Raw genomic sequence first — 22,759 nt, forward strand, 5'->3', positions numbered from 1 at the left:
GATAATTATTTCAGTGAGAACAATAGCGTTGATGTTTTTGGCAAACAATTGCGCATTTGTTTGCGCTAGAACACGACGCCGGCGACCAAAATGATGTTGGCATACGGACTGCACTCGCCCGTGCGCACGATGGCGCGCGCGCCCTTGCTCAATTGCTTGAACTCCTCGTGCGTCACCTGGCGCGCATCGGGCAGGGACAAGGCCGCCACCTGGGCCGCCATGGCCGGATTATGCTGCGGCAGTTCGCTGGCGAGCAAATGGTATTCCACCTGCATTTCAGTCAATACCGTATTGACGGTATCGATGAAGCCGGGAATGCCGCGCGTCAGGGCCAGGTCGATCAGGGGCACGCCCGGCTGCGACGGCAAGCCCGCGTCGCCGATGACGAGCATGTCGCCATGACCGAGCGACGCGATCAGTTGCGACAGTGCGATATTGAGCAACGGTGATTTTTTCATGGGCGTGGTATCGTTAGAACAGCTCGTGCAAGTGGGGGATCGAGGTTTGCGCGCCGGGCTTGGTGACGCTCCAGGCAGCCGCGCGCTGGCCTTGTTGAATCGCTTCCGCCTCGTCCATGCCGGACGCCAGGCCCGCCACAAAACCGCCGATAAACGTGTCGCCGGCGGCCGTCGTGTCGACCGCTTGCACCGCTTCGGCCGGAAACGTGTAATCGCCGCCATACAGGGCCGCGTGCACGCCCTTGGAACCCAAGGTGATGATGACGTTGTCGCTGCCCAGCTTTTGCAGCGCGGCCGCCAGCGCCTTGGCATCCGCGCCTTCCGGGCTGACGCCGGCCAGCATGGCCGCTTCGATTTCATTCGGAATCAGGTAGTCGACCAGTTCCAGCACGCCTTGCGGCAGGCTGGCCGCCGGGGCCGGGTTCAGCACCACGGTCTTGCCCAGCGAGCGGGCCAGTTTAATGGCGTGCACGACGGTGGCCATCGGCGTTTCCAGCTGCAGCACGACGATGTCCGCCTGCTCGATCAGCTCTTTCGCCGCGTCGATATGCGCGGGGCTGAGCAGATCGTTGGCGCCGCCGGCGATCACGATGCTGTTCTGGCCGTTGTCGTCGACGAGGATCGAGGCGATGCCGGACGCGACGCCCGGCAAGGTGGTGATATGGCTGTCGATGATGCCGTCGCCCACGAGGGCCGCGCGCAAGGTCGCGCCAAACGCGTCGTCGCCCACGCAACCGACCATGGCCACTTGCTGGGCGCCCGCCACCTTGCCGCTCAGGCGCGCGCAGGCCACGGCCTGGTTGGCGCCCTTGCCGCCAGGAATAGTTCTAAACGCGCCGCCCGTCAGGGTTTCGCCGGGCAGGGGCATGCGCGGCACGCGCAAGACCAGGTCCATATTGATGCTGCCGATAACCACGATCATGATGTCATTCCCATCAGTTCAGTTGCAGGTGAAGAAGTAGGTGCGGAAGAAGGTACGGTGGCGGCCACGCTGGAGCCGCGCACGTGCAGCTCGGGGGCGATGCTGCGCTGCTGGCGCGGCAAGGCGGGGTCGGCGATGCGCGCCAGCAGACAGGCCGCCGTGATGTGGCCCAGCTCGCGCGTGTTCTGCGCCACGCTGGTCAAGGCCGGATGCACGAAGCTGGCCAGGTCGATATCGTCGAAGCCGACGACGGCCAGTTCCGCCGGCACGGCAATGCCGCGCTCGGCGGCGGCGCGCAGGGCGCCAAAGGCCATCACATCATTGCAGCAGAACAAGGCGTCGGGGCGCTGGCCTGACGGCAGCGCCAGCAAGTCCAGCGCGGCCGCATAACCGCCTGCGCTCGTAAAATCGCCATGCACGCACAGGGCGTCGGCCAGGACCACGCCCGCGTCCGCCATGGCGCTGCGCGCGCCGGCGATGCGCTCATTGGAAATGCTCACTTCGCGGGGACCGGCGATGCAGGCAAGGCGCCGCCGCCCCAGCTCCAGCAAATGGCGCGCGGCCAGGGATCCCCCGGCGCGGTTGTCGACGGCCACCGCATCGATGGCCAGGTCGCTGGGCGCGCGGTCGAGCAGCACGGCCGGCACCTTCATCTTGCGCAGCAATTCGCCATCGCTGTCGGCCAGCGCGGACAAAATCAGGCCGTCGCAGCGCTTGGTCAGCAGCACGTTCAGGTAGTCGCGCTGCTTGGCGGGATCGTCATCGGAATTGCACAAGATGACGCTGTAGCCGGCCGCGTAGCAGCTGTCCTCGATGCCGCGCGCCACTTCCGAGAAATACGGGTTCGTATTGTTCGGAATGATCAGGCCGATGGTGCCCGTGCTGCGGCTGCGCAAGGAGCGCGCCAGCGCGCTGGGCACGTAATGCAGTGCCTCCGCCGCCGCCAGCACGGCGCGGCGCGCCTCGTCGCTGACGGGGCGGGTATTGTTGAGGACGTGCGAGACGGTGGTAAACGACACCCCCGCCGCCTGCGCCACTTGCTTGATGGTTGCCATGGGCCGGTATTATGAACGCTCGCCGCGGCGGCGGTAAGTGTCGAGCACGACGGCGGCGACGATCACCAGGCCCGTGACGATGCGTTTCACGGGTTCCGACACGCCCACCTGCGCCAGGCCCGCTTCCAGCACGGAAATGATCAACACGCCGATAAACGTGCTGATGACGGAACCGCGTCCGCCCATCAAGCTCGTGCCGCCAATCACGACGGCGGCGATCACCTGCAATTCCATGCCCACGCCGCCGTTCGGGTCGGCCGCTTCCAGGCGCGACACCTGGAACAGCGCGCCCACGCCGGCCAGAAAGCCCATCAAGGCAAACACCAGCACTTTCGACGGTTTTGTGTTGATGCCGGACAAACGCACGGCTTCTTCATTGGTGCCGATGCCGATCCAGTGGCGTCCCAGCACCGTGCGCGTGAGCACCAGGTGGCCAATGACGACGATGGCGATCGAGGCGATGAAGGCGGGCGACAGGCCAAACGCAATCGGCGAGCTGATGCCGTCCACGGCGCTGCCGATGTATTCCGTGCGCGAGTTCGTCACTTGATACGCCATGCCGCGCGCCATTTCCAGCACGCCCAAGGACACAATGAACGAGGGGATGCGCCAGCCGACGGAAATGAGGCCCGTCGTCGCGCCGCACAGGGCGGCGACGAACATGCCCAGCAAAGCCGCGCTCCACACGGGCCAGCCCCAGTGCACGACGGCCAAGGACAGCACGGACGCGGCCAGCGCCATCACGGAACCGACGGACAAATCGATGCCGCCGATGATCAGCACAAAGGTCATGCCGACGGCCATCACGACCAGGGTCGGGATGTTGTTCGACAGGGTACTCAAGGTGGCCAAAGTAAAAAAGTTTTCGCTGGCAAACGAGAACAGCACGCACATGGCCAGCAAAGCGCCGATCAGGCCCGCATAGTTTTTCAGGTCGGCCAGGCTGCGCTGCAGATACGAAGGAGAGGAGTTGGAGGTCATGGGAATCTTTCCGGCGGATCAGGCCGCAGCTGGAGTGGAGTTGGGGGTCAAATAGCCGGAGAAGGCGGCCGACAGCAGCGCGTCCTGGCTCCAGGCACCGCGCTCGAAGGTGTCGACGATGCTGCCGGCGCTCATGACGGCGATGCGGTCGCAGATCAGCATCAGTTCGCGCAAGTCGCTCGAGACGATGACGAGGCCCTTGCCCTGGCGCGCCTGTTCGGCCAGCACCTGATAAATATCAAACTTGGCGCCGATATCGATGCCGCGCGTGGGTTCGTCGAACAGCATCACGGGGCAGTCGCGGTACAGCCAGCGGGCGATCACGACCTTTTGCTGGTTGCCGCCGGACAGCTCGGCCACCGTTTGCGCGCTGTTGCGCGAACGGATGCCCAGGCGCTGAATATAGTCGTCGGCCACCGTCGCTTCGGCCGCGTCGTTGAGCCAGCCAGCGCCACTGACCGTGTCGAGCGAGGCGAGGGTCGTGTTGACGGCGATCGACTGGCGCAGCAACAAACCTTGTCCCTTGCGGTCTTCCGTGATCATGGCGATGCCGGCCTGCACGGCCGCCTGCGGCGAGTGCAAGGCGGCAGGGACTTCGCTGTCGCCGAGGAACACGTCACCCGCGTCCGCGCGGTCGGCGCCGAAGATCAAACGCAGCAATTCCGTGCGGCCCGAGCCGATGAGGCCGGCGATGCCGAGGATTTCGCCGGCGCGCAAGTCGAACGAGGTCGGCTTGACCACCTTGCCGCGCGCCAAGCCCCGCACGCGCAGCAGCGGCGCCCCTAAGGTGCGGCCGCTCAGGTCGACGGCATCGTCGGCCGAGCGGCCCACCATCAGGCTGACCAGGTCGGCGGCGGAGTGGCCGGCGATATCGTCGTCGCACACGAGCTGGCCATCGCGCAGCACGGCGATGCGGTCGGCCACGCGCTTGAGTTCTTCCAGGCGGTGGGAAATGTAGATGATGCACACGCCGTCGGCCTTCAGGCGTTCGATTTGCAGGAACAGCAATTCCACTTCGCGGTGCGTCAGCATGGCCGTCGGCTCATCTAACACCAGCAAACGGCAGGCGCCAATTAAATTGCGCGCGATTTCGATCATCTGCTGGTGGCCGATACCCAGTTCGCCCACGAGGGTCCACGGATCGAGGCCGCCCAGGCCCACTTTCTCCATCTGTTCGCGCGCGTCGCGTTCGAGACGCGTGCGGTCGATGAAGCCGAAGCGCTGCGGCAGGTTTTTCAGGTACAGGTTTTCCGCGATCGACAGGGTGGGAATCAAATTGAGTTCCTGCATCACCATGCGGATGCCCAGCGCCTCGGCCGCGCCGCGCGAGGCGGGCTGGTAGGGCTTGCCGTCGAGCAGCATCGTGCCCGTGGTCGCTTGCTCCAGGCCGCAGATGATCTTCGACAGGGTGCTTTTACCGGCACCGTTCTCTCCCGTCAGCGCCAGTACCTGGCCGGGGGCGAAACGCAGGCCCACGCCGCCCAGCACGGGGCCGACATAGGACTTGCCGATGTTATCCAGGGTCAATAGAGGGATGGCGGCTGATGGCGCCGGGAGGATGTCGGTGGGCATGATAAAACTCCGCGGAAAAAGGCGGCGGGGCCGGCGCCGCAGCCTCAGGCAGAGACGCGGACGCTGGCCCCGGCGGGATCAGACGATCAGGACTTGGCGCCCTTGGCGACCAGTTCGACCTTGGTTTCGATGACGCCACCGAGATCGGCCTGTTTCTTCTTCTGCGCCAGCGCTTTGAGCACGGTGTCGATGCCGAACACGGCTTGCTGCGAACCGAACTGGTCGGCGGTAGCCAGCACGCGGCCATCGGCCAGCATCGGCTTGATGGCGTTGATGTTGTCGTAGCCGACGACGAGGACCTTGCCCGTCTTGCCGGCCGCCTTGATGGCGGACACGGCGCCGATGGCCATGTTGTCGTTACCGCACAGCAAGGCCTTGATATTCGGGTTGGCGTTCAGCATGGCGGCGGCCACCGTATTGGCGGGGGCGATTTCCCACTGGCCCGACTGCACGCTGACGACTTTCGCACCGGCCGCGTTCATGGCGTCCTGGAAGCCCAGGGTGCGCTGCTGCGCGTTGTAGGTGGTGGACACGCCCTCGATGATGCCGACGGGGTCGCCCTTCTTGATCTGCTTGGCCAGGAAGTCGCCGACGACCTTGGCGCCCTTGCGGTTGTCCGGGCCGACGAACGGCACGGTGATGCCCTTCTCTTTCAGCGCGCCCTCGTCGAGCTTGTTGTCGATATTGACGACGATGATGCCCGCGTCGATGGCTTTTTTCAGCACCGGCACCAGCGCTTTCGAATCGGCCGGGGCGATCACCAGCGCGTTGACGCGCGAGACGATCATTTGCTCGACCAGCTTGATCTGGCTCGACGTATCCGTTTCATCCTTGATGCCGTTCGACAGCAGGTCGTACTTGGCGGCATTGGCCTTCTGATGCGCCTTGGCGCCATTTTCCATGGTCAGGAAAAATTCATTGGCGAGCGACTTCATCACCAGCGCCACCTTCGGTTTGGCAGGCGTCTGCGCCATGGCCGGCACGGCGGGCAAAGCACATACCAGGACAGCGGCGGCAATCATTTTCAGGCGAATACGGGATGTCATGAGCGTCTCCAGAGTTGTTGGTCAAGCACGTGTACTGCATGCTTTTTAGGAAATTCGTTGCGCGCAAACGTTTGCGCGAAGCGAATAGTGCCTCAATGCCCCATATCAGTGCAAGCAAAACAGTATGTGCGGTGCAGCAAAAAGAGGGCGCTCAGAGGGAAACGGGCAGGCCGATGCGATCGGCCTGCCGAGGGGGAATGCGCGGAAGTCAGGCGTTTGTTGCGGGACGGGCGCTGGCCCACTGCACCGCCAGCACGCTGGCCAGGACCAGCAGCAAGCCCAGCATCGACCAGCCCGTCATGGCCTGGCCCAGCAAGGCCCAGCCCAGCACGACGGCCATCAGGGGACTGAGCAGTCCCAGCGAGGAGACGGCCACGGGCGACAGGCGGGCGATGCCGCGAAACCACAAGGCATACGCCAGCAGCGCGCCGGCCAGGCACAGGTAGGCGTAGGCCAGCACTTGTTGCAGCGACAAGGCCGGCAACGGTGCGTCGGCCAGCCAGGCGACGGGCGCCAGCATCAGGCCGCCGAGCAGCAATTGCCAGCCCGTCAGCGCCAGCACGGGCAAGTCCGGCTTCCAGCGCCGCGTCAGGTAAGTGCCGGCCGCCATGCAGGCCGTGCCGCCCAGCGCGGCGGCGATGCCGATCGGTTCCCACACCGTGCGCGGCGACAACAACAAAACGGCCATGCCGGCCACGCCCAGCACGCTGGCAAGCAAGGCCAGGCGGGCCGGACGGCGCCCTTCCACGCCCCAGGCCAGGCCCATCACCAGCAGCGGCTGGATGGCGCCCACCACGGCCGCCAAGCCGCCGGGCAGGCGGTAGGCGGCCACGAACAGCAGCGCCTGGAACACGCCGATATTGAGCGCCGACAGGATCAGCACGCGGCCCCAGTCGCGCCGCGCGGGCAGGCGCCGCATGATCAGCAGCAACAGCAGGCCGGCCGGCAGCACGCGGATCAGGGCCGCCGTGAAGGGCCGGTCCGGCGGCAGCAGTTCGGACGTGACGATATACGTGGAACCCCAGATCAGGGGCGCCAGCGCCGTGAGCAGAATATCGCCCCAGGCGGGGCGGACAGAAAAGGCGGACATGTACTATCTCGACATCAAGATAAAAAGCCAGTGTGGGCGCGAACTATCTTGATGTCAAGATAAATTGACGGAGGCACCGGCGCCTGGCGGGCGTAAAAAAGCCCGGCAGGGCCGGGCTTCGGGAATGAGGCAAGGCGGCACGCTGCCGCCTGCCCGACGCTTAATCGCGCACGCGCTGCAGCACCGCGACCGGCATGCCGCCGACGGTGAGCGTGGCCACGTTGTTGCTGTTGCTCAGGCTGATCTGCATGGCCATGCCGCCCCCCTCTTCCGAGACGATCGTCACGACATTGCCTTCGGTGGCAAACGTGGCCGTGCTTGCGTTGCCGTTCTCGATAATGCTGTCCTTTGTAAATTCCAGGATTTTGCCCGTCGAGCCCTTCCATTTGCCCACCAGCGGGTGGCCGCCAAAGCGGAACAGGCTTTTCAGCTTGTCCAGCATGCCCGCTTCTTGCGCACCCGAGGCATTGCGCATGGCGCCCGCCATGGCCATGGCGGCCTGGTGCAGTTGCGCACGATCGGTGACTTGCCATTGCTTGTCGACCAGCGCCAGCGGCAGTTGCACTTCCAGGCCGCCGCCCGGCAAGCGTTGCAGGATCTGCGCGCGGTCCGGCGACTTGACGAGCCATGCCGCCTCATCGCTCAGCGCCAGGGTGGCCGTGGCCATCGCCGTCGGCTGCCCGCCCATCTCGCGCACCTGCTCGTAGCCGCTGACCTTGGCCACTTTCACGCCCTTGGCCACGCACAGCTTGTCGCCGCGCAAGGCGGCCTTGCCCGGCGCGGCCAGCGCATAGACGAATTGCGATTGCGCCAGCCAGCCGCCGCTGCTTTGTTCGACGGGAGCGTTGTACAAGCCGCCACGCACGAGGATATCGAGCCATTGTCGAGTGGAGCTGTCGTACGACGCCACGCGGATTTCTTCCTTCTGGTACGGCAAGTTGGTGAAGCACAGCAGCTTGTCGCGCGCCGCCTCGTCGGCCGCCAGGTGGGCATCGATGGCGCGGCCAAAACTGCTGGCCGACGCCGCTTCCGGCGCCAGCAGCCACGCCAGGGCGCCGCCAGCCACGATGACCGCCGCCAGCACGCCGCCGGCGATGACGACGTGGCGCCGCTTCACGCCGGACAGCGCCGGTGTCGCGGCCGGCGCGGGTGATGGGGCTGGCGCGGCATTGACGGCATTGACGGCCTTGCCGCACTCGTCGCAAAAGCGCGCGTCGGGCGCGTGGGCGGTGCCGCACTGTTTACAGAATTGCGCCATGGTCTGCCTTACTTGAGTTTATGCGCGCATTCGCCGCAGAACACGTCATCGGACGCGACCGGGGCCTTGCAGCTCGGGCAATGCAGGCTGTCAACCGACGCAGCGGCCGGTGCGGCAGGTGTCGCGGCCTGTTCGGCCAGGGCACGCGCGCGTTCACGCGCTTCTTCGGCTTTCTTCTTGACCGTGGCCAGCCCGTCGTTCAGGCTCGCTTCCGAGGCGCTGAAATCGACATTGCGCGTGGCGTTCAGGTAAATGATGCACACACCCTTGGTAAAGATCAGACCGGGCACCACAGCCGCGGCCGCCATCAGCAAGCCGCCGCCCAGACCGGCTGCGATGATGTAGCCGGAACCGCCACTCAGACCCGAAGCGAGGGAATACATATTCATCTGGCCGCCCAGGCCCAGGATGCCAGCCGACATGCCGCTGGTCAGCGACACGCCGGTACCGACCACGCCAAAGATCAGTAGCGCCACAAACGTCGTGATCAGGAACAGCAGCACTTCCAGCAGGATCACCGACACCAGCTTTGTGCGCACGATCAGGTTCAGGCGGGCAATGATCTGGAACACGGTGGCGCCCGACCACGCGGCGGGGCCGGCCAGCGGCAGCATCACGTAAAACAGCGCAAACACCAGCACGCCCAGCACGATGGCCGACAACGGGAAGACCAGCGTGTACAGCACGGGGCCGAGCACGGGGATCTTGCAGACGAACAAAATGATGGCAATGGCGATCATGGCCGCCAGCACGATCAGAAATTCCAGGAACACGACCGCGATCAGGCGGTGGCTCGTGTACAGCGAGACGAGCACGGCATCCACCAGGCTCAAGCCAGGCTGGCCCTGGGCATCGCGCATCAGCAGGATGCCGACGGCGTTGGAGCCGTAAAACATCACGAGGAAGGCCATCAGACCGCCCAGGAAGCCCAGCAGCACGCTGCTCATGCTGCCGGCGAGCATCGTCAGTACACCTCCGACGAGCACGGCGCCGATGAAGGTCAGGGCCAGCAGAGCAATCGCGCGGAAATTCTTGATGGCGTCGGTCGCTTCGATCAGCGAACCGAGCGCGGAGGAAAAGGGAAGAGGTTTAGATGCTTCTGTGGAAATGGTCATGTCTAGCCTGGATGGGGGTAAATCGGGGAACGGAACGGCCGGCATGGCCGCCCCGTGGCAATCAGTGTCAGTAAGCGCGGGCCAGTTGCAGGTCGGACGCAGGCGCCTGGCGCTGGACGATCTGCAGCTTGACGTCCTGGCCGCCGACGCGCTTGCTATTCAGGTACAGGGCCGTGCGTACCGGGTAAATGCCCTGCGGCACGCCTTCAGGCATGGGAATCGAGAAGCCGCCCTTGTAGGCGCCGCTGCCGTTATTGCTGCTGACCACCTTGCGCACGGTTTTGATCAAGTCACCATTGGGCTTGTACAGGCTCAATTCCTCTTCCACCAGCGGGTTCGGATCGCGCGTGCCGGCCGCCACTTCGATATACGAATTGGTCTGCGCCTTCTGGCCCGGACGCACGGACGATGGCGTAAAACCCGTCTCGTACTTCACCAGGGTCGACTGCTCGGGCAGCTTGCCCTTGTTGGCCACCTTGTAGTCGGCCTGTACCTGCTGCGACGTCTTGACTTGCTGGCTTTGATAATTCAGGGCCACGCAGGCGAGCGCGCCCAGGCTGGCGCCCAGTGCCGCGCCGCGCACGGTATTGTTGCCGCCGCCCAGCAAGCCGCCCACGACGGCGCCGATGCCGGCCAGCATGGCCGTATTGCATTCGCCGCTGCCCGCTTCCGTGCCGGCGGTGGTGGTATTGCCCGTGGCGCCAGGACCGCCTGGCGCGGCGCAACCGGCCAGCATCGAAGACACGACCAGCAGCGCCACCATGGGCTTGGCAATTTGTTTCAAGTTTTTCACGTTATTCTCCGGAAAGATCAAAAATAGGGGGAAGGCAAGCCGCGCGGCTTACTCGATCTGGATTTGCGACAGCGCCTTGTCTTGCGCTTCCTTCGCCTTGCGCTTGATGTCGAGCGCATGGCGGTTGCCCGTGTCCATGCGCAACACGGCATTCGCATTGGCAATGGCGCAGTCGTACTTGCGCTGGCTCATGCAGTGGCTCGCTTCCGACAGGCTGTCCGTGATCACGCTTTCCAGGCCGCTAGTCTGTTTGACAGGCGCCGCTGGCGGTATCACCTTGACCGGTTTGGCCGGCTTTTCAGCGACGGGAGCCGGTTTTTCCACAGCCGGGGCCGGGGCGGGTGCGGGCACCGGCTCGGGGGCGGGCGCTGCGACAGCCGGGGCGGGCGCAGCAGGCGCAACGGCAGGCTCGGCCGCCGTCGCGCCGTCGAGCGCCGGGTCGCTGATGGCCAGCGGCTGCTCGGCGGCAGGCGCAGGTTCCGCCTGCGCGGGCAAGACTGGAACAGCTTCCGGCGCCGGTGCAGCCGCCTTGCTTGAGAGAAAATAGTAAGCGCCCGCACCGCCCAGCAGTACTACTGCGGCGACGGCTGCAGCGATCAGTTTCATGCGGCTGCCCGCCGCTGGGCTGTCACTTGGCGTGTCGGCCACGGGAGCTGGCGCTGGTGCGGGTTCCAGTACGGGTGCGGGTGCGGGTGCGGGTGCAGGATCGGCACGGCGCTTTTCCAGCACGGGCGGTGGCGGCGGTGGCGGCGGTGGCGCGACCGGCTCCGGGATGAAGACGGGAACGGGTTCCGGAACAGCTTGCGCGACCATTTCTGCCACTGGAGCGGGCTCAGGAACGACCACACTCACTGGTTCGGGAATCGGCGCCGGCACAGGTGCCGCAACAGGTTCTGGCGGCAGCACTGGCGCCACAGCAAAGCTGAATGCGCATTTGGGGCAGAACTTGGCATCGGGCTTGCAATCATGGCCGCACTGGCCACAGGATTTGCCCGGCACGGCAGCGGCGGCGGTCGTGGCGGCGGCAAACGTGGTGCCGCAGGAAGAACAGAATTTGGCGCCCGGCTTATTCTCGGCTTGGCAGGAAAGGCATTTCAATTGGCATCTCTTTTCATATCAACGCTGGGAGTCGCGTACGCTGGCGCTTGCCAGAAAGGCAGCTTTGTTGCCGTACGGCTAAATATCCAACGAGTATATTTTCAAACACCAAGTTGCCACAAGGGAAAATTGCTTTTTGCTCTATTCAATTTTTAAATATTGGTAAAAATCCCGCCGCCACGGCGGTTTGCCGCCCCATCTTGGTGCGCCCATAGCAAAAAACCCGGCAACGCAGTACGCGTTGCCGGGTTTTTCAAAGCCCGAGGGCCGAAGACTATCTACTTGCGTCCACCCCGTGCCGGCGCGGCATGGCCGCCCTTGGCTGGCGGCTTGCTGCCACGGCCCATCGGCACGGCGGCCGGCTTGGCCTTCGTCTTGATGGTCGACAGAATCGATGGACGCACTTTCGACTCGGCGGCCGACGCTTTGGGCGCCGCTGCCGTGCCGCCCAGGGCGATGCGGTTCTTGCCCGGCGTGACCTTGAACTTGTCCGGCGTGCCGGCGCCATGCGTCTGGCGGCTGCGTTCGCCTGCGGCCAGGCCGCCCGATTCCGACGACGTCCAGGCGGGGATCAGATGCTTGTCGCCATTGCCGATCAAGTCGCCACGGCCCATGTTGACCAGCGCTTCGCGCAAGATCGGCCAGTTGGCCGGGTCCTGGTAGCGCAGGAACGCTTTATGGGTGCGGCGGATCTTGCCGCTGCGCGCCGTTTCCACCACTTCCGAGTCGGCTGTCACCTTGCGCAGCGGATTCTTGCGCGTGTGGTACATGGTGGTCGCCATGGCCATCGGCGTGGGCATGAAGGTCTGTACCTGGTCCAGCTTGAAATTGTTTTTCTTCAGCCACAGGGCCAGGTTCAGCATGTCCAGGTCCGTCGTGCCCGGATGGGCGGCGATGAAATACGGGATCAGGTATTGCTTCTTGCCCGCTTCCAGGGAAAAACGGTCGAACATTTCCTTGAATTCGTCGTAGGCGCCGATGCCGGGCTTCATCATCTTCGACAAGGTGCCCTCTTCCGTGTGCTCAGGGGCGATCTTCAACAGGCCGCCCACATGGTGCGTGACCAGTTCCTTGACGTACTCGGGCGAACGCACGGCCAGGTCGTAGCGCAATCCCGAACTGATCAGCACTTTCTTGATGCCGGGAATGGCGCGCGCCTTGCGGTACAGGGAAATGAGCTTGCTGTGGTCCGTGCCCAGGTTCACGCAGATGGACGGGTACACGCAGGACAGGCGGCGGCACGACACTTCGATCTCTTTTTCCTTGCAGGCCAGGCGGTACATATTCGCCGTCGGGCCGCCCATATCGGAAATGGTACCCGTAAAACCTTTGGTTTTATCGCGGATATGCTCAATCTCGCGCAGGATCGACGGTTCCGAGCGGCTCTGGATGATGCGGCCTTCATGCTCGGTAATCGAGCAGAAGGTGCAGCCGCCGAAGCAGCCGCGCATGATGTTGACGGAAAAGCGGATCATTTCCCAGGCGGGAATGTGCGCCTTGCCATAGCTCGGGTGCGGTGCGCGCGCGTAGTTCATGTCGTACACGCCATCCATCTCGTCCATGGCCAGCGGCAGCGGCGGCGGATTGAGCCACACGTCGCGCTCGCCGTGCGCCTGCACCATGGCGCGCGCATTGCCGGGATTCGATTCCAGGTGGAACACGCGCGACGCGTGCGCATACATGACGGGGTCATCCTTGACGACGTCGTAGGCGGGCAGGCGCACGACGGTCTTGTCGTGCTTTTCCTTGGCCATGGCCAGGCGCTCTTCGCGGCTCATGATGCGGATGGGCTTGATGACTTCGGCCGACTTGGAGGCGTTTTCCGTGGCGCAGGCGGTCTTGTCTTCCTGCACCATCTCGTACGGGCTGTAGTGCGGGTCGATCTTGCCGGGCACGTCGACGCGGGTGGAATTGTGCACGCCCCAGTCGTCGCCGGGCAGCCAGCCGGACGGCACCATGAAGGCCGTACCGCGCAAGTCGCGGATATCCTTGATGTGTTCGCCGGCGGCCAGGCGGTGCGTCAGGTCGACCAGCGCCCGCTCGGCATTGCCGAAGATCAGCAAATCGGCCTTGGAATCGGGCAAGACGGAACGGCGGACCTTGTCCGACCAGTAATCGTAATGGGCGATGCGGCGCAGGGATGCTTCGATGCTGCCGATGACGATGGGCACGTCGGAATACGCTTCGCGCGCGCGCTGGGCGTACACGGTGACGGCGCGGTCCGGGCGTTTATTCGGTTCGGCATTGGCCGTGTAGGCGTCGTCCGAGCGGATCTTGCGGTCGGCCGTGTACTGGTTGACCATGGAATCCATGTTGCCGGCGGTAATGCCGTAGTACAGGCGCGGCTTGCCGAGGATGCGGAAGGCGTCGGCCGACAGCCAGTCGGGCTGGCTGATGATGCCGACGCGATAACCCTGCGCTTCGAGCAGGCGGCCGACCAGGGCCATGCCGAAACTCGGATGGTCGATGTAGGCGTCGCCCGTGACGAGGATGACGTCGCACTGGTCCCAGCCCAGCGCGTCCATCTCGGCACGCGACATCGGCAGGAAAGGCGCCACGGCAGCGCGGGCAGACCGCTTGGGAACGGTCGCAAATAAATTGGTAGGGGAGCTCATAGGGTACGGATTGTACCGGAATTGGCCATTTCCAACCTGACGGCCTGCTTTTTACTGTTGGATTTCAGTACAAAAAACGTTTATTTTTCAATCACTTGGGGAAAGAAGGCCCTTGGGGTCAGACCCTTCGGGGGTCTGACCCCAGCTTTTCCCCGGGTTACATCAGATCCCCATATTGGCAAGAATCTCGCCAAGTTCGCGCAACGCCGGCTCCAGTTTCGGATGCTTGACGGCAAACTTGGCCGACAATTCCTGGCTGCGCTCGGCCAATCCATAGGTGGTGGACTCTTCTTCCTGCTCCTGCGCGGCGCGCTTTTCCATCAGCAACTTGATGTCGACATCGAGTTTTTGCAGCAAACCATGCAGTTCTTCATCGACGGGACCGCTGGTTGCGAGTGTCGAATGCAGCTGTTGCAGCGATTCCTTGAGTTTGCTATCCATGTTTTTTCCTGTCAGTCAGTAAATTGCGTGTCCAGGAACAATTGTTCCACCTTGCTCCTGGCCCACGGGGTCTTGCGCAAAAACTTCAGGCTCGACTTGATGCTGGGATCGCTGATGAAGCAATTGATATCGATGTGCTTGGCCAGGCCGTCCCAGCCGTAGTGGGCGTGCAGGCGCGTCACGATACCTTCCAGGGTAATGCCATTCAAATCTTGCTGACTCATATACTCTTTCAACTGCCTTCTTGTTTACATCTTACTCAATTCTACGCCGCCGGCACGGAAAGCTTGCGTGCGCCATGTCAACGCAACGCAAGCTTCTGATGAGGACGTCTTACTTGGCGTTCAAGCCCCGGCGTTCCAGCAGCGGTTCCACGGTGGCGTCGCGGCCGCGGAAGTCACGGAACAGTTGCAGCGCATCGACGCTGCCGCCGCGCGACAGCAATTTGCTGCGGAACCAGTCGCCGTTCTTGCGCGTCAGGCCGCCGTTTTCCTTGAACCAGTTGACCGATTCCGCGTCCAGCTTTTCCGACCACAGGTAGGCGTAATACGCTGCCGAGTAGCCGCCCGAGAAGCTGTGCGAGAAATAACTGGTGCGATAGCGCGGCGGCACGGGCGCGTAGTCGACACCCGCGTCTTTCAGCGATGCCGCTTCAAAGGCCAGCACGTCCGTCGGGATCTGGCTCGGCGCCAGCTGGTGCCAGCGCTGGTCCAGCAGAGCCGCCGACAGGTATTCCGTCGTCATGAAGCCCTGGTTGAATTTCTTCGCCGCCGTGACCTTGTCGAGCAATTCCTGCGGCATGGCCGCGCCGCTCTGGTAGTGCTTGGCGTAGTTTTGCAGCACTTCCGGCCAGACGGCCCACATTTCATTGACTTGCGACGGGTACTCGACGAAGTCGCTCGGCACGCTGGTGCCGGCAAAGCGCGGGTATTTCACGTTCGAAAACATGCCGTGCAGCGCATGGCCGAATTCGTGGAACATGGTCGTCACTTCATCAAACGTCAATAGCGTCGGCTGGCCGGCGGGCGGCTTCGGAATATTCAACTGGTTGGCGACGACGGGATGCGTGCCCATCAGCGATGATTGCGACACATATTCATTCATCCACGCGCCGCCATGCTTGTTGCCGCGCGCATAGAAGTCGGCGATGAACAGGGCCAGCGGCTTGCCGTTGGCATCCAGAACGTCGTAGACGCGCACGTCCGGGTTGTATACCGGCAAGTCCTTACGCTCCTTGAAGCTGATGCCGTACAACTTGTTCGCGGCAAAGAAGACGCCGTTGTTCAGCACGCTGTTGAGTTCCAGGTACGGTTTCAGCTCGTTTTCATCGAAATTGAAACGCTGCTTGCGCAGCTTGTCCGTGTAGATGGCCCAGTCGGCCGCTGCCACCTGGAAACCACCCTTTTCCGCATCAACCACTTGCTGCAGGTCGGCCGCTTCGCGGCGCGCATTCGCGACGGCCGGTTTCGCCAGTTCCGACAGCAGGGTGTTGACGGCCGTCGTGGTCTTGGCCGTCTGGTCTTCCAGCGCATACGCGGCGTAGTTGGCGTAACCGAGCAAGGTCGCCCGTTCGGCGCGCAGTTTGGCCAGTTTCAGCACGATGGCGCGGTTGTCGAACTCGCCGCCCTGGCTGCCGCGGTTCAGCGACGCGTCCATCAGGCGCTGACGCGTCTTGCGATCCGTCAATACGGCCAGCGGCGGCTGGCCGCTGGTGTTGACGAGGGCGATGACGAACTTGCCCGTCAAGCCCCGTTCCTTGGCGGCCGTGGCGGCCGTATCGATATCGCTGTCCGTCATGCCGGCCAGCTCGGCACGCGTGTCGACGACTATGCTCTTGGCATTCGTTTCCTTCAGCACGTTTTGCGCGAAGGCCGTTTCCAGGCCCGCCTGCTCGGCGTTATAGGCTTTCAGTTTTTCCTTGTCCGCATCGGACAGCTTGGCGCCGGCGCGCACGAAATCCGTGTGATAGCGTTCGAGCAGGCGCAGGGATTCGGCATCGAGGCCCAGCTTGTCGCGCTTGGCGTACAGGGTGTCGATACGGGCGAACAGTTTCGGGTTCAGGGTGATGGCATCGCCATGCGCGGCCAGTTTCGGCGACACGTCCACTTCCACCGCTTCCAGCACGGCATTGGTATTGGTCGACGTCATGTTGCTGAAGATGCTCTGCACGCGGTGCAGCAGCTGTCCCGTGCGCTCGAGGGCCACGATGGTGTTCTCGAACGTGGCCGGCTGGCGGTTGCTGGCAATCGCATTGACTTCGGCCAGCTGGCGTTTCATGCCTTCGGCAAACGCCGGCGCATAGTGACCATCCTTGATCAGGCCGAACTGCGGCATCTGGAACGGCAGCGGGCTCACTTTGAGCAGGGGATTCTGGGCGCTGACGGCGGCGGCAGGTGCAGCGGCGGCGGCCATGGCGGATGGGGCGGCGTGGGCCAGCATGACGCTGGCGGCGATGACGAGCAGTTGTGGACGGATCATGACATCTTTCAGGAAGCGCGGGGAAGAACCGCGATCGCGTCGCGGGCCAGTGGCAGATCATAGCAGCCTGTCACACAGGCGTCATCCAACATGGGCGATCCTGTGGTGCAGCACGCCAAATGCGCGGTTTACCACGGTTTACAGGCAAAATCCCCAAATAAAAATGGCCGCCAATTGCTTGGCAGCCATTTTTCCATTGACCCGGCCTTGACGCCGGAATCACCCGATTACTTGCCGTTCAAGCCACGGCGTTCCAGCAGCGGCTCGATCTTCGCATCGCGGCCGCGGAAGTTGCGGTAGATGTCGAGCGCATCGGCGCTGCCGCCGCGCGACAGCAACTTGGCTCTGAACCAGTCGCCGTTCTTGCGCGTCAGGCCGCCGTTTTCCTTGAACCACTCGACCGTGTCGGCATCGAGCTTTTCCGACCACAGATACGCGTAGTAACCGGCCGAATAGCCGCCCGCGAACGCGTGCGAGAAATACGTGGTGCGGTAGCGCGGCGGCGCCGGGGCGAAATCGACGCCCGCTTCCGTCAAGGCGGTTTTTTCAAACGCCAGCACGTCGGTGGGGATCTGTGCCGGGGTCAGCTGATGCCAGCGCTGGTCCAGCAGGGCCGAGGCCAGGTATTCCGTGGTTTTATAGCCCTGGTTGAAATTGTCGGCCGCCGTCACTTTCGCCAGCAGTTCGGCCGGAATGGCCGCGCCCGTCTGGTAGTGCTTGGCGTAGTTTTGCAGCACTTCCGGCCACAGCGCCCACATTTCATTGACTTGCGACGGGTATTCGACGAAGTCGCGCGGCACGCTGGTGCCGGCGAAGCGCGGGTATTTCACGTTCGAAAACATGCCGTGCAGCGCATGGCCGAATTCGTGGAACATGGTGTTGACTTCGTCAAACGTCATCAGGGTCGGCTGGCCCGCTTCCGGTTTCGGAATGTTGAGATTGTTCGCGATCACCGGCTTACGGTTCAGCAAGGTCGACTGGCCCACATAGGCATTCGCCCAGGCGCCGCCGCGCTTGTTGCTGCGCGCGTAAGGGTCGAGCGTAAAGATGGCCAGTTGCGTACCGTCTTCATTGAAGACGTCGTAGACCAGCATGTCGGACGTGTAGACGGGCAAGTCGGTGCGCTGCTTGAAAGTGAGGCCGTACAACTTGCCGGCGGCAAAGAACACGCCCTTGGTCAGCACGCTGTGCATTTCAAAGTACGGCTTCAACTGATTTTCATCAAAGTTGTAGCGTTCGGCACGCACCTTGTCGCTGTAGAAGGCCCAGTCGGCGGCGCCTACCTTGAAGCCGCCCTTGCCTGCATCGATGACCTTCTGGATATCGTCCGCTTCGCGGCGCGCGTTGACAACGGCCGGCTTCGCCAACTCGCCCAGCAGGGCGTTGACGGCGGTGGTGTCGTGCGCCGTCTGGTCTTCCAGCGAATAGGCCGCGTAGTTCGGGTAGCCCATCAGCGCGGCACGTTCGGCGCGCAGCTTTGCCAGTGCCAGCACTTCCTCGGTGTTGTCGAACTCGCCGCCACGGCTGCCGCGCGCTTGCGATGCCGCCATGATGCGTTCGCGCACAGCGCGGTTGGTCAGCAGCGACAGCGGCGCCTGGCCCGTCGTGTTGACGAGGGCGATCACGTACTTGCCATCGAGGCCGCGCTTCTTGGCCAGGCCGGCGGCCACTTCGATGGCGGCCGGCGACAGGCCGTCGAGTTCTTCGCGCGTATCGACGACGACGGCCGAAGCGTTCAATTCCTTCAGTACATTTTGTGCGAACTTGGTCGACAGGGCAGCCAGCTGGCCGTTGTAGGCGCGCAGCTTTTCCTTGTCCGCCGCCGACAGCTTGGCGCCGGCGCGGACAAAATCGGTGTGGTAGCGTTCCAGCAGGCGTTTCGATTCCGCATCCAGACCCAGCTTGTCGCGCTTGGCGTACAGGGTGTCGATGCGCTGGAAAAGCTTGTCGTTGAGCATGATCGCGTCGCTGTGGGCCGCCATCTTCGGCGCCAGTTCGCGTTCCAGGCCCTGGATCGTGTCATTCGTGTTGGAACCGGACATCACGGAAAACACGGTGCGCACGCGGCCCAGCAGCTGGCCCGAGCGTTCCATGGCCACGATGGTGTTGTCGAACGTGGCCGCTTTCTTGTTATTCGCAATCGCGTTGATTTCCGCCAGGTTGGCGGCCATGCCTGCCGTAAAGGCGGGCGCGTAGTCGGCGTCCTGCACCTTGTCGAACGGCGGATAGTTAAAGGGCAGGCTGCTCGCTTGCGCAAACGGGTTCGAGGCGGGCAAGGCGGCGGTAGCGGCGGGCACGGTGGTAGCGGCGGTGGCGGCAAAAGCGGCGGCGGCTGGCGCCAGCATCAGGCTGGCGGCGATGACGAGCATTGTAGGACGGGTCATGTCTTCTTTCAAGGAACGCAAGAGAGCCGCGATTGTGTCGCGGGCCAGCCTGAAATAATAACAGCCTGACACACTTGCGTCACCAGCAACTACCGGTGGTAGCGCGCCTGCCAGTAATGAACGGTTTTCATGCGCCGCGCACTACGATGCCGATTTAATAATGCGGCGGACGTTCGTTGACCAGCCCGCCATTCGCCTGCTGCGCCCCGTCGCGCACATGCTCGCCCAGCTTGTGCAGCATCGCTTCCAGCTGGTCGATGCGCTTGCCCTGCTGGTACACCATCTGGTTCAGCGACTCGACCAGATCTTCCTGCTGCGCCAGCTTGATTTCAATATCGACGAAACGTGTTTCCATCTGTTCTGCATTGTCCATGGTGCTCTCGGTGATTCCTGACTGAAAGCGGCATTCTACCGCCGCAACGGCGTGAGCCAGGACAAACTCCCTCCATTCGCCGCCGGACGGGCCCCGATTTCTGTTTATTCTTCCTGGATGGGCTCAAGCCGCTTGACGAATGAGAACAAACGATTACAATGAACACACCAGCGCCACCAGAACCAGTGCTGATCGATACGCGCAAGACGGCCGAATACCGGCGCTGGGAAGATTCCCTGCACGATGTGGCGGCGGCCGCCATCGATGCGCGCATCAAGCACTTACAGCACGGTAAGAAGGGCGACTGGCGGCCAGTGGGCGAAGGCGTGTGCGAACTGCGTTTTTTACAGACGGGACCCGGCTGGCGCGTGTACTTTCACGAAACCAACCTGGGCACCCTGATCTTGCTGCTGCTGGGTGGCAACAAATCGAGCCAGCAGCGCGACATCAAACAGGCGCAAGCGATACTCAAGGACTTGAAAGCCCGGCAAGCGGCCCTGAAGAAAGCGGCGGCGGCATCCACAGGAGCACGAAAGAAATGAACCAACATATCGACCATGACACCTTCGACCTCGACGACCTGGAAGCCTTAGGCCTGAGCAAATTTGATCCGACGCAACACCTGACCAGCAAGGCCGCCGTGGCCGCCTACATGAGCGAAATCGTCGCCACCGGCAATGCCGAACTGTTCCAGTCGGCCATGAACGACGTGGTGCGCGCGTACGGCATGGGCAAGGTGGCGGCCCGGGCCGACATCACGCGCGAAGGCGCATATAAAGCCTTGCGCGAAGGCAGCAAGCCGCGCTTTGAAACCATTTTGAAGATGCTCGATGCGCTGGGCATGCAGCTGGCCATCGTGCCCAAAACCACGCCCGACAGCACCGTGGAAGCGTGAACGCTGCTTAAGCCTTCGGCGCGGCCAGCAAGGCCTTCATGCGCGCCAGGCGTTCTTTCGGCGAAATCACTTCCGCCTCCGTCGGCACCGCATCGCCCACGTCGAGTTGCATTTCCTTGATGAAGCGCGACGGGTCGCAATGGACTTGCTCGCCCGCCCGCTTGCGCTTCTTGCACCAGGTGACGTGCAAGGTGCGCTGCGCGCGCGTGATGCCCACATACATCAGCCGCCGCTCTTCCTGGATACGCGCGGCGATGGTTTCGGCCGGCGCGTCAGGATCGCCCTTGTGCGGCAAGATCCCCTCTTCCACGCCAACGAGAAATACGTGCGGAAACTCCAGCCCTTTCGACGCGTGCAGGGTGGACATGCGCACGGCGTCCTGCTCTTCGTCCTTGCCCTCGAGCATGGTCATCAGGGCCACCATCTGCGTCAGTTCCAGCACGTTCTTTTCTTCGCCATCGCGGTCCTTGCCGCCCCTGCCCCGTTCCTTGAGCCAGTTGACGAATTCGAGCACGTTCTGCCACTTGCTTTGCGCTTGCCGTTCCTCGAAGGCGTCATACAGATACGATTCGTAGTGGATTTCCTTCATCATGTCGTCCAGCACTTCGGCCGCGTTGTCGCCGCTGCCGGCAGCGCCGGGACGGCTGGCGCGCGATTCGAGGTCGTTGATGAAGTTGCAGAAGTCGCGCAGCGGTCCCAGCTGGCGATCCGTCAGCTTGGCCTCGATGCCGCCCTTGAACACGGCCTGGAACAGCGAGCACTGCCACTGCCCCGAGAATGCGCCCAGCACCTCCAGCGTCGACTGGCCCACGCCACGGCGCGGCGTCGTCACGGCGCGAATGAAGGCCGGGTCGTCGTCTTCGTTGGCCAGCAAACGCAGGTAGCTGATGATGTCCTTGATCTCGGCCTTATCGAAGAAGCTCTGGCCGCCCGAGATCGTGTACGGGATGCGCTCCTTGCGCAGACACTGCTCGATGATCCGCGCCTGGTGATTGCCCCGGTACAGAATCGCGTAGTCGGAAAATTTGTTCTTGCGCTCGAAATGGTCGGCCGAGATCATGATGGCGACCTGCTCCGCCTCCTGCTCGTCCGTCTGCATGCCCAGCACCTTGATCGGCTCGCCCAGGCCGTGTTCCGACCACAGCGACTTTTCAAACAGTTTCGGGTTGTTGCCGATGACGGCATTGGCCGCATTGAGCACGCGCATGGTGGAGCGGTAATTCTGCTCGAGCTTGATCACCCTCAAATCGGGGAAATCCGTTTCCAGCGTTTTTAAATTTTCCACCGTGGCGCCGCGCCACGCATAGATCGCCTGGTCGTCGTCGCCCACGGCCGTAAACATCGGCTTCTTGCCGATGCCCGTCACCATCAATTTGACCAGTTCGTACTGGCAGGTGTTCGTATCCTGGTATTCGTCGACGAGCAGATAGCGCAAACGGCGCTGCCACTTGTCGCGCACAGGGCCGTTGTTGCGGAACAGTTCCACGGGCAAGCGGATCAGATCGTCAAAATCGACGGCCTGGTAGGCGGAGAGCGTGGCCACATAGCTGCGGTAGATGCGCGCCGCGTTGGCTTCATCTTCATCCTTGGCTTGCGCCAGCGCCATGTCCGGATCGATCAGGCCATTTTTCCACAGCGACATGGCATTCTGGATGCCGCGGATCACCTGTTTATCGGTGGTAATGGCGAGGTCTTGCACGAGGGAAAAACAGTCGTCGCTGTCCATGATGGAAAAGCGATCCTTGAGGCCCACGCCATTGGCTTCCTGGCGCAGGATTTTCACGCCCAGCGAGTGAAAGGTCGACACCGTCAACTGCTTGGCCTGGCGCGGCTGTTTCAATAATTTGGCGATGCGTTCCTGCATTTCCAGCGCCGCCTTGTTGGTGAAGGTCAGCGCGGCAATGGTGCGCGGGTCATACCCCCGGTCTTCGATCAGATGGGCGATCTTTTGCGTGATCACGCGCGTCTTGCCCGAACCGGCGCCCGCCAGCACGAGGCAGGGGCCGTCGAGGTAGGTAACCGCTTCGCTTTGGGGCGCATTCAGACCGAACTGTGGTGCTTTGGACATCAGGGTATTTCCGCAGGGAACAGCAGCCCATTGTAACAGCGTCGCGCAGCCTATTTGCATGCCGGACCATGCCTGAAAAACAGGCAATGGCATTGATATATCGCCATATGCCGCCAT

20 protein-coding genes and 1 pseudogene are annotated in these 22,759 nt (G+C 63.1%); 2 read left to right on the plus strand and 19 right to left on the minus strand.

Annotation, left to right across the window (positions count from 1 at the left end; genetic code table 11):
• Positions 1–65: 65 nt before the first annotated feature.
• The 18 genes and pseudogenes from rbsD to D9M09_RS25900 form a co-directional block, all read right to left on the minus strand.
• Positions 66–458, minus strand: coding sequence for a D-ribose pyranase (gene rbsD, locus D9M09_RS25820; protein ID WP_099666108.1), 393 nt, complete (start codon positions 456–458; stop codon positions 66–68).
• Positions 459–471: 13 nt separating this feature from the next.
• Positions 472–1,380 carry a ribokinase gene (rbsK, locus tag D9M09_RS25825; RefSeq protein ID WP_070312231.1) on the minus strand — a complete coding sequence of 303 codons (909 nt, stop codon included), beginning with the start codon at positions 1,378–1,380 and terminating at the stop codon, positions 472–474.
• Complete coding sequence (locus D9M09_RS25830) at positions 1,377–2,435, minus strand: LacI family DNA-binding transcriptional regulator (protein WP_121670692.1); 1,059 nt, start codon at positions 2,433–2,435, stop codon at positions 1,377–1,379. Before D9M09_RS25830 ends, rbsK begins: the two co-directional genes overlap by 4 nt.
• Before the next feature lie 9 nt (positions 2,436–2,444).
• Positions 2,445–3,416: an ABC transporter permease gene (locus D9M09_RS25835; protein WP_070312235.1), complete on the minus strand. Its 972-nt coding sequence runs from the start codon at positions 3,414–3,416 to the stop codon at positions 2,445–2,447.
• Positions 3,417–3,434: 18 nt separating this feature from the next.
• Positions 3,435–4,988: a sugar ABC transporter ATP-binding protein gene (locus D9M09_RS25840; RefSeq protein ID WP_121670693.1), complete on the minus strand. Its 1,554-nt coding sequence runs from the start codon at positions 4,986–4,988 to the stop codon at positions 3,435–3,437.
• A gap of 86 nt (positions 4,989–5,074) precedes the next feature.
• On the minus strand, positions 5,075–6,034 hold the full coding sequence (locus D9M09_RS25845) for a sugar ABC transporter substrate-binding protein (RefSeq protein ID WP_070219455.1): 960 nt from the start codon (positions 6,032–6,034) through the stop codon (positions 5,075–5,077).
• A 208-nt stretch (positions 6,035–6,242) separates the two neighbouring features.
• A complete protein-coding gene (locus D9M09_RS25850) occupies positions 6,243–7,124 on the minus strand; it encodes an EamA family transporter (protein WP_070219456.1) in 882 nt (293 codons plus the stop codon).
• Positions 7,125–7,284: 160 nt separating this feature from the next.
• Positions 7,285–8,382, minus strand: coding sequence for a zinc ribbon domain-containing protein (locus tag D9M09_RS25855; protein ID WP_121670694.1), 1,098 nt, complete (start codon positions 8,380–8,382; stop codon positions 7,285–7,287).
• A gap of 8 nt (positions 8,383–8,390) precedes the next feature.
• Entirely contained in the window at positions 8,391–9,497 is a 1,107-nt protein-coding gene (locus D9M09_RS25860) for a zinc ribbon domain-containing protein (RefSeq protein WP_121670695.1), read from the minus strand.
• 67 nt (positions 9,498–9,564) lie between these two features.
• Positions 9,565–10,290 carry a hypothetical protein gene (locus tag D9M09_RS25865; RefSeq protein WP_070219459.1) on the minus strand — a complete coding sequence of 242 codons (726 nt, stop codon included), beginning with the start codon at positions 10,288–10,290 and terminating at the stop codon, positions 9,565–9,567.
• A 48-nt stretch (positions 10,291–10,338) separates the two neighbouring features.
• Positions 10,339–11,112 carry a hypothetical protein gene (locus D9M09_RS25870; protein WP_240453481.1) on the minus strand — a complete coding sequence of 258 codons (774 nt, stop codon included), beginning with the start codon at positions 11,110–11,112 and terminating at the stop codon, positions 10,339–10,341.
• A 168-nt stretch (positions 11,113–11,280) separates the two neighbouring features.
• Positions 11,281–11,388, minus strand: a pseudogene (locus D9M09_RS30120) (zinc-ribbon domain-containing protein); the annotation flags it as partial.
• 278 nt (positions 11,389–11,666) lie between these two features.
• Positions 11,667–13,928 carry a YgiQ family radical SAM protein gene (locus D9M09_RS25875; protein WP_240453679.1) on the minus strand — a complete coding sequence of 754 codons (2,262 nt, stop codon included), beginning with the start codon at positions 13,926–13,928 and terminating at the stop codon, positions 11,667–11,669.
• 237 nt (positions 13,929–14,165) lie between these two features.
• The gene (locus D9M09_RS25880; protein WP_099411273.1) at positions 14,166–14,444 is read right to left on the minus strand and encodes a DUF4404 family protein; all 279 of its coding nucleotides are present in this window, start codon (positions 14,442–14,444) and stop codon (positions 14,166–14,168) included.
• An 11-nt stretch (positions 14,445–14,455) separates the two neighbouring features.
• The gene (locus D9M09_RS25885) at positions 14,456–14,668 is read right to left on the minus strand and encodes a VF530 family DNA-binding protein (protein WP_070219603.1); all 213 of its coding nucleotides are present in this window, start codon (positions 14,666–14,668) and stop codon (positions 14,456–14,458) included.
• A gap of 109 nt (positions 14,669–14,777) precedes the next feature.
• On the minus strand, positions 14,778–16,922 hold the full coding sequence (locus D9M09_RS25890) for a M3 family metallopeptidase (protein ID WP_121670698.1): 2,145 nt from the start codon (positions 16,920–16,922) through the stop codon (positions 14,778–14,780).
• Between the two features lie 227 nt (positions 16,923–17,149).
• Positions 17,150–19,306 (minus strand): M3 family metallopeptidase, encoded by a 2,157-nt coding sequence (locus D9M09_RS25895; RefSeq protein ID WP_240453483.1) that lies wholly within the window; start codon positions 19,304–19,306, stop codon positions 17,150–17,152.
• Between the two features lie 154 nt (positions 19,307–19,460).
• A complete protein-coding gene (locus D9M09_RS25900) occupies positions 19,461–19,679 on the minus strand; it encodes a SlyX family protein (RefSeq protein WP_070290273.1) in 219 nt (72 codons plus the stop codon).
• A 158-nt stretch (positions 19,680–19,837) separates the two neighbouring features.
• On the opposite strand from D9M09_RS25900, the gene D9M09_RS25905 reads away from it, so the two are divergent.
• Together D9M09_RS25905 and D9M09_RS25910 are read left to right on the plus strand one after the other, a co-directional pair.
• Complete coding sequence (locus D9M09_RS25905) at positions 19,838–20,221, plus strand: type II toxin-antitoxin system RelE/ParE family toxin (RefSeq protein ID WP_240453484.1); 384 nt, start codon at positions 19,838–19,840, stop codon at positions 20,219–20,221.
• The gene (locus D9M09_RS25910; RefSeq protein WP_070219611.1) at positions 20,218–20,574 is read left to right on the plus strand and encodes an addiction module antidote protein; all 357 of its coding nucleotides are present in this window, start codon (positions 20,218–20,220) and stop codon (positions 20,572–20,574) included. Before D9M09_RS25905 ends, D9M09_RS25910 begins: the two co-directional genes overlap by 4 nt.
• Positions 20,575–20,581: 7 nt before the next feature.
• Here the strand turns inward: D9M09_RS25910 and D9M09_RS25915 are convergent, their stop codons facing one another.
• Positions 20,582–22,642 carry a UvrD-helicase domain-containing protein gene (locus tag D9M09_RS25915; protein WP_070219613.1) on the minus strand — a complete coding sequence of 687 codons (2,061 nt, stop codon included), beginning with the start codon at positions 22,640–22,642 and terminating at the stop codon, positions 20,582–20,584.
• Positions 22,643–22,759 lie beyond the last annotated feature (117 nt).

The organism is Janthinobacterium agaricidamnosum (genome assembly GCF_003667705.1).
GTDB lineage: Bacteria > Pseudomonadota > Gammaproteobacteria > Burkholderiales > Burkholderiaceae_D > Janthinobacterium.

Coding starts and splice junctions, on each gene's coding strand:
- rbsD (WP_099666108.1), bottom strand. CDS start 458: ATGAAAAAATCACCGTTGCTCAATATCGCACTGTCGCAACTGATCGCG.
- rbsK (WP_070312231.1), bottom strand. CDS start 1,380: ATGATCGTGGTTATCGGCAGCATCAATATGGACCTGGTCTTGCGCGTG.
- D9M09_RS25830 (WP_121670692.1), bottom strand. CDS start 2,435: ATGGCAACCATCAAGCAAGTGGCGCAGGCGGCGGGGGTGTCGTTTACC.
- D9M09_RS25835 (WP_070312235.1), bottom strand. CDS start 3,416: ATGACCTCCAACTCCTCTCCTTCGTATCTGCAGCGCAGCCTGGCCGAC.
- D9M09_RS25840 (WP_121670693.1), bottom strand. CDS start 4,988: ATGCCCACCGACATCCTCCCGGCGCCATCAGCCGCCATCCCTCTATTG.
- D9M09_RS25845 (WP_070219455.1), bottom strand. CDS start 6,034: ATGACATCCCGTATTCGCCTGAAAATGATTGCCGCCGCTGTCCTGGTA.
- D9M09_RS25850 (WP_070219456.1), bottom strand. CDS start 7,124: ATGTCCGCCTTTTCTGTCCGCCCCGCCTGGGGCGATATTCTGCTCACG.
- D9M09_RS25855 (WP_121670694.1), bottom strand. CDS start 8,382: ATGGCGCAATTCTGTAAACAGTGCGGCACCGCCCACGCGCCCGACGCG.
- D9M09_RS25860 (WP_121670695.1), bottom strand. CDS start 9,497: ATGACCATTTCCACAGAAGCATCTAAACCTCTTCCCTTTTCCTCCGCG.
- D9M09_RS25875 (WP_240453679.1), bottom strand. CDS start 13,928: ATGTCGCGTGCCGAGATGGACGCGCTGGGCTGGGACCAGTGCGACGTC.
- D9M09_RS25880 (WP_099411273.1), bottom strand. CDS start 14,444: ATGGATAGCAAACTCAAGGAATCGCTGCAACAGCTGCATTCGACACTC.
- D9M09_RS25885 (WP_070219603.1), bottom strand. CDS start 14,668: ATGAGTCAGCAAGATTTGAATGGCATTACCCTGGAAGGTATCGTGACG.
- D9M09_RS25890 (WP_121670698.1), bottom strand. CDS start 16,922: ATGATCCGTCCACAACTGCTCGTCATCGCCGCCAGCGTCATGCTGGCC.
- D9M09_RS25895 (WP_240453483.1), bottom strand. CDS start 19,306: ATGACCCGTCCTACAATGCTCGTCATCGCCGCCAGCCTGATGCTGGCG.
- D9M09_RS25900 (WP_070290273.1), bottom strand. CDS start 19,679: ATGGACAATGCAGAACAGATGGAAACACGTTTCGTCGATATTGAAATC.
- D9M09_RS25905 (WP_240453484.1), top strand. CDS start 19,838: ATGAACACACCAGCGCCACCAGAACCAGTGCTGATCGATACGCGCAAG.
- D9M09_RS25910 (WP_070219611.1), top strand. CDS start 20,218: ATGAACCAACATATCGACCATGACACCTTCGACCTCGACGACCTGGAA.
- D9M09_RS25915 (WP_070219613.1), bottom strand. CDS start 22,642: ATGTCCAAAGCACCACAGTTCGGTCTGAATGCGCCCCAAAGCGAAGCG.